Origin of the sequence: Bradyrhizobium sp. 31Argb, from assembly GCF_043638955.1 — a bacterium.
Taxonomy (GTDB): domain Bacteria; phylum Pseudomonadota; class Alphaproteobacteria; order Rhizobiales; family Xanthobacteraceae; genus Bradyrhizobium.
Window position 1 is genome coordinate 1 of sequence record NZ_JBEGDB010000476.1, and the last position, 3,195, is coordinate 3,195.

General features: G+C 63.6%; 3 protein-coding genes and 1 pseudogene. All 4 read right to left on the reverse strand.

Annotation, left to right across the window (positions count from 1 at the left end; genetic code table 11):
* The coding region (locus tag AAFX91_RS40230; protein WP_394570193.1) for a putative porin at positions 1 to 1,839 on the reverse strand (1,839 nt) is incomplete at its 3' end.
* 45 nt (positions 1,840 to 1,884) lie between these two features.
* Entirely contained in the window at positions 1,885 to 2,622 is a 738-nt protein-coding gene (locus AAFX91_RS40235; protein WP_394570194.1) for an energy transducer TonB, read from the reverse strand.
* A complete protein-coding gene (locus AAFX91_RS40240) occupies positions 2,619 to 2,951 on the reverse strand; it encodes a hypothetical protein (protein ID WP_245476797.1) in 333 nt (110 codons plus the stop codon). Before AAFX91_RS40240 ends, AAFX91_RS40235 begins: the two co-directional genes overlap by 4 nt.
* 167 nt (positions 2,952 to 3,118) lie before the next feature.
* Positions 3,119 to 3,195, reverse strand: a pseudogene (locus AAFX91_RS40245) (biopolymer transporter ExbD); the annotation flags it as partial.

A 3,195-nucleotide genomic window follows, 5' to 3' on the forward strand; every position in this document is an offset into this window, starting at 1 on the left:
GACGGCATAGGGCGAGCCGGCGATGTTGTTGGCGCTCAGCCAGCGCATCGACGCCCATACATTCTCGCTGAGGCCGAAATTGCCGCCGAGGAAGTAGCCCTTGAGGTTGGTGCCGCCGAGCCCGAAATCAGAATCGGCGAAGGCATCGAGCGTCGCGTCCGACTCCAGGTATTTGTAGCCGACATGCACGTTCCAGTCGGCGAAGTGCTTGATCTCCCTGTTGCCGACCGTGACGCGCGCCATCCAGCCGATGTCGCCGCCGTTGAACGGGCCGAACGAGCCGTCCGCGGTGCCGGCGCGGTTATTGATGGCGTAGCCGGCGACGTTGGTCGGGAGCGCCGTAAGTCCGGTGCCGGCGACCGTCAGCGCGCGATTGAAGGCCGAGTTCCAGACGAACTCGCCATCGAGCACGATGTGGAACGGATGGAAGTCACCGAGGTCGAGCGATGCGCTCGCAACCAACGGCCGGTATTTCTGCACCAACCCGAAATACTGATATTGCGCCGTCTGGCCGAAGTTATTCCAGGTGCCGGATGCGATGTTGCGCAGCGCCCAGTAGGTGTTGCCCTTCTGGGCAAATAGCGGCCGCGACAGGTCTGAGCTGCAGCCATCGGAACTTGCGACGATAATGCAAGGCTCGGACGCCTGTCCCTGCACGTTCTCGAAATCGTAATAGGCGACGCCGAAGCGGAACTCGCTGACCGGATCGAACCGCATGGCGAAGCCGCCCTGGGCGCCGAACATCCACTTGTCGTGACTGGGGAATTTCGCAGTCTCGCTCGACGCGTTGGTGATACCGGCATTGAAATCGGTGTTGAAGATCGGGAACGCACCGATCACGCCGAACGCCGTGATATCAGGCACCACTTCCTGCTTGGCCTGCACGGCGAAGCCGTCGAAGCCCAGTTCGCGGTACCAGACCAGATCGGTCGGCGACCAGAACGGATTGTCGAAACGCCCGACCTGCGCCACCACATCCTGGTTCGGCAGCTGGTACTTCAGGAACGCCCGATCGAGCCAGATCGAATATTTGGAGAAGTTCGAGCCGCCGCCGCCCAGGGTCTGGTTGGTCGAGACCGGCGAGTTGCTTTCGCCGGTGGCGATCCGCAAGCCCGCCGCGAAGCCGTTGGTGAGGTCGGCATCCATGCCGAGCCGGGCGCGCAGCCGCACCTGGTTGCGGTTCTGATAGGTGTTGTACGTCGGGTAATTGGCGAGGTTGGCGTTGGAGACGTCGTAGGGTGAGCCGGTGTTGATGGCGTTGAAATTGGTCAGGCCCGGATCGTTGCCGTTCGGGAAGAAGCTGCCGTGATAGCGGGCGCGCACGTCGCCGTAGAAGCGGATGCGCTGCGCCCATTCCGGATACATGCCGGGCGAGGCCCAGTTCTCCTTCTCGGCCTTCGCCATCACCTCTTTCTTGATGTCCTCGCGCAATTGCCGCTTCACGATCTCCGGCACGTAGGTCACGTGCTTGGTGCCGGGCGGATTGGCCGCCGCGGCGGCCGCGGTCGCCGCCTTCGCGGCTTCATCCGCCTTGCTGGTCGCGTCCTTGGAGGCCTGCCGCGACACATAGGCCTCGTCTTCGGCCTGCTTGATCAGCGACTGCGCCTCATCCTCGCTGAGCAGCTTGCGCTTCACCATGAGGTTGAGCAGATTGACCGTTGTATTCGGCGAGGTCGGCTTGGCATCCGACACTTTCGGCCGCTTCGACTCCACCTTCTTCTCAGGCGCGCCTGCCTCGTCCGCGGGCTGGCCAAGTGCTGGCGCCGCGCAGGAAAGCGCAGCCAGCGAGACAGCGAGCAGCAGCGTGCGCCGGCGTGCACCTGGATTAATCTCAAACATTTTGTCCCCAGTCCTCTTAAGTCCGTTGTGTTTGTCAGAGTCGCGTTAGCTCGGCCGACGCGCCGTTAGGCGCGTCACCATCGGCATCGGCATGTCCTTCGGCGGTGGCTGGCGCAGCGTCAGACGGCCCAGCACGTCGTTGGTGATCACTGCATCGAGTTCAGCATCTCCGGTCGATGGCACCAGCAGAACCCGGTTGATGCGGCCGGTGCTGTCGGCCCAGAGCTTCACCTGAAGCTGCCCGGTCATCTTGCGTGTCCTCGGATTGGACCCGAGCGCCTCTTGCATCTGCGCAATGACGATGGTCGTGTACCAGCCCCAACGGCTGCCACCACCGCCGCCACCACCATAAGGATTGCCACCCGGCTTGCCGCCAAGATTGAAGAGATCGCCTGGTCCGGTCGCCTGGGCGTCAAGCGACAGCGGCCCCGGTGGCTCGTCGTTCTTCGCGTCCTTGACCGGCTCGTCCTGCGGCTTCTCGATCGGCTTGTCTTCCTTGAACTCGGGCTCCGCCATCTTCGGCTGCTCGATCATCTTCTGCTCGGGCGGCGGAGGTGGCGGAGGCGGCGGAGGTGGCGGCGTGATGTTGACGATCGTGATCTCGCGGACCTGTCGCGGCGGCGGCAGATCGTCCCCGCCGAACAGCCAGTAGCCTGCCCCGCCGAACAGCAAGGCGATCACCGCAAGCGCCGCGCCGTAACGCATCCCGGGGCTGCGGAATATGGAGCGCTGACGATCTGACGGCTCGTCCGGCAGATTCCAATCGTCTCGAAGCTTGCTCACGACACGACCTCGACCTGCCGCAGACCGCGATCACGCTCGGCGAAATACTGAAAGACGAATTCAACGAGCCTTGTGAACTCCTTCGTCTCCAGCGTCAGCGTTAGTACGGGCGTGGCATCTATCTTCAGATGGAAGCTTTCGTCTTCGGCGTCGAACTCGACATAGGCATCGCGGTCGATCGACAGGCGCGCCCGGCGGCCGCGCGAGATCGTCGCCAGGAACGGATCATCCTCCAGCTCTCCGGCCGTGACGCGGCCGCGGAGCTCGTTCGCCAGCTTGACCAGAAGCGCTTCGCCCCGAATGGGAAACGGCAGAACGACAGAACTCACGCAATCCCCTCCCTTCGCAGCATCGGAGGCAAGGTTATCGAGAGCCGGCCCGACCAGCCGCAGCCGGACGAGCGCTCGCTGCAGCGCATCGAGCGCACGCTCATAGGCGCGTTTGCGCCGAATAGGCGTGTGAGGAAGAGGCGTTGGCACCGGGATCGACGATCGCATCACTTCACGAGCGGTTTGGTGGCGAGTCCAACCTGGTTGAGGCCGATGCGGCCGAGCAGGTCGAGCACGTCCATCA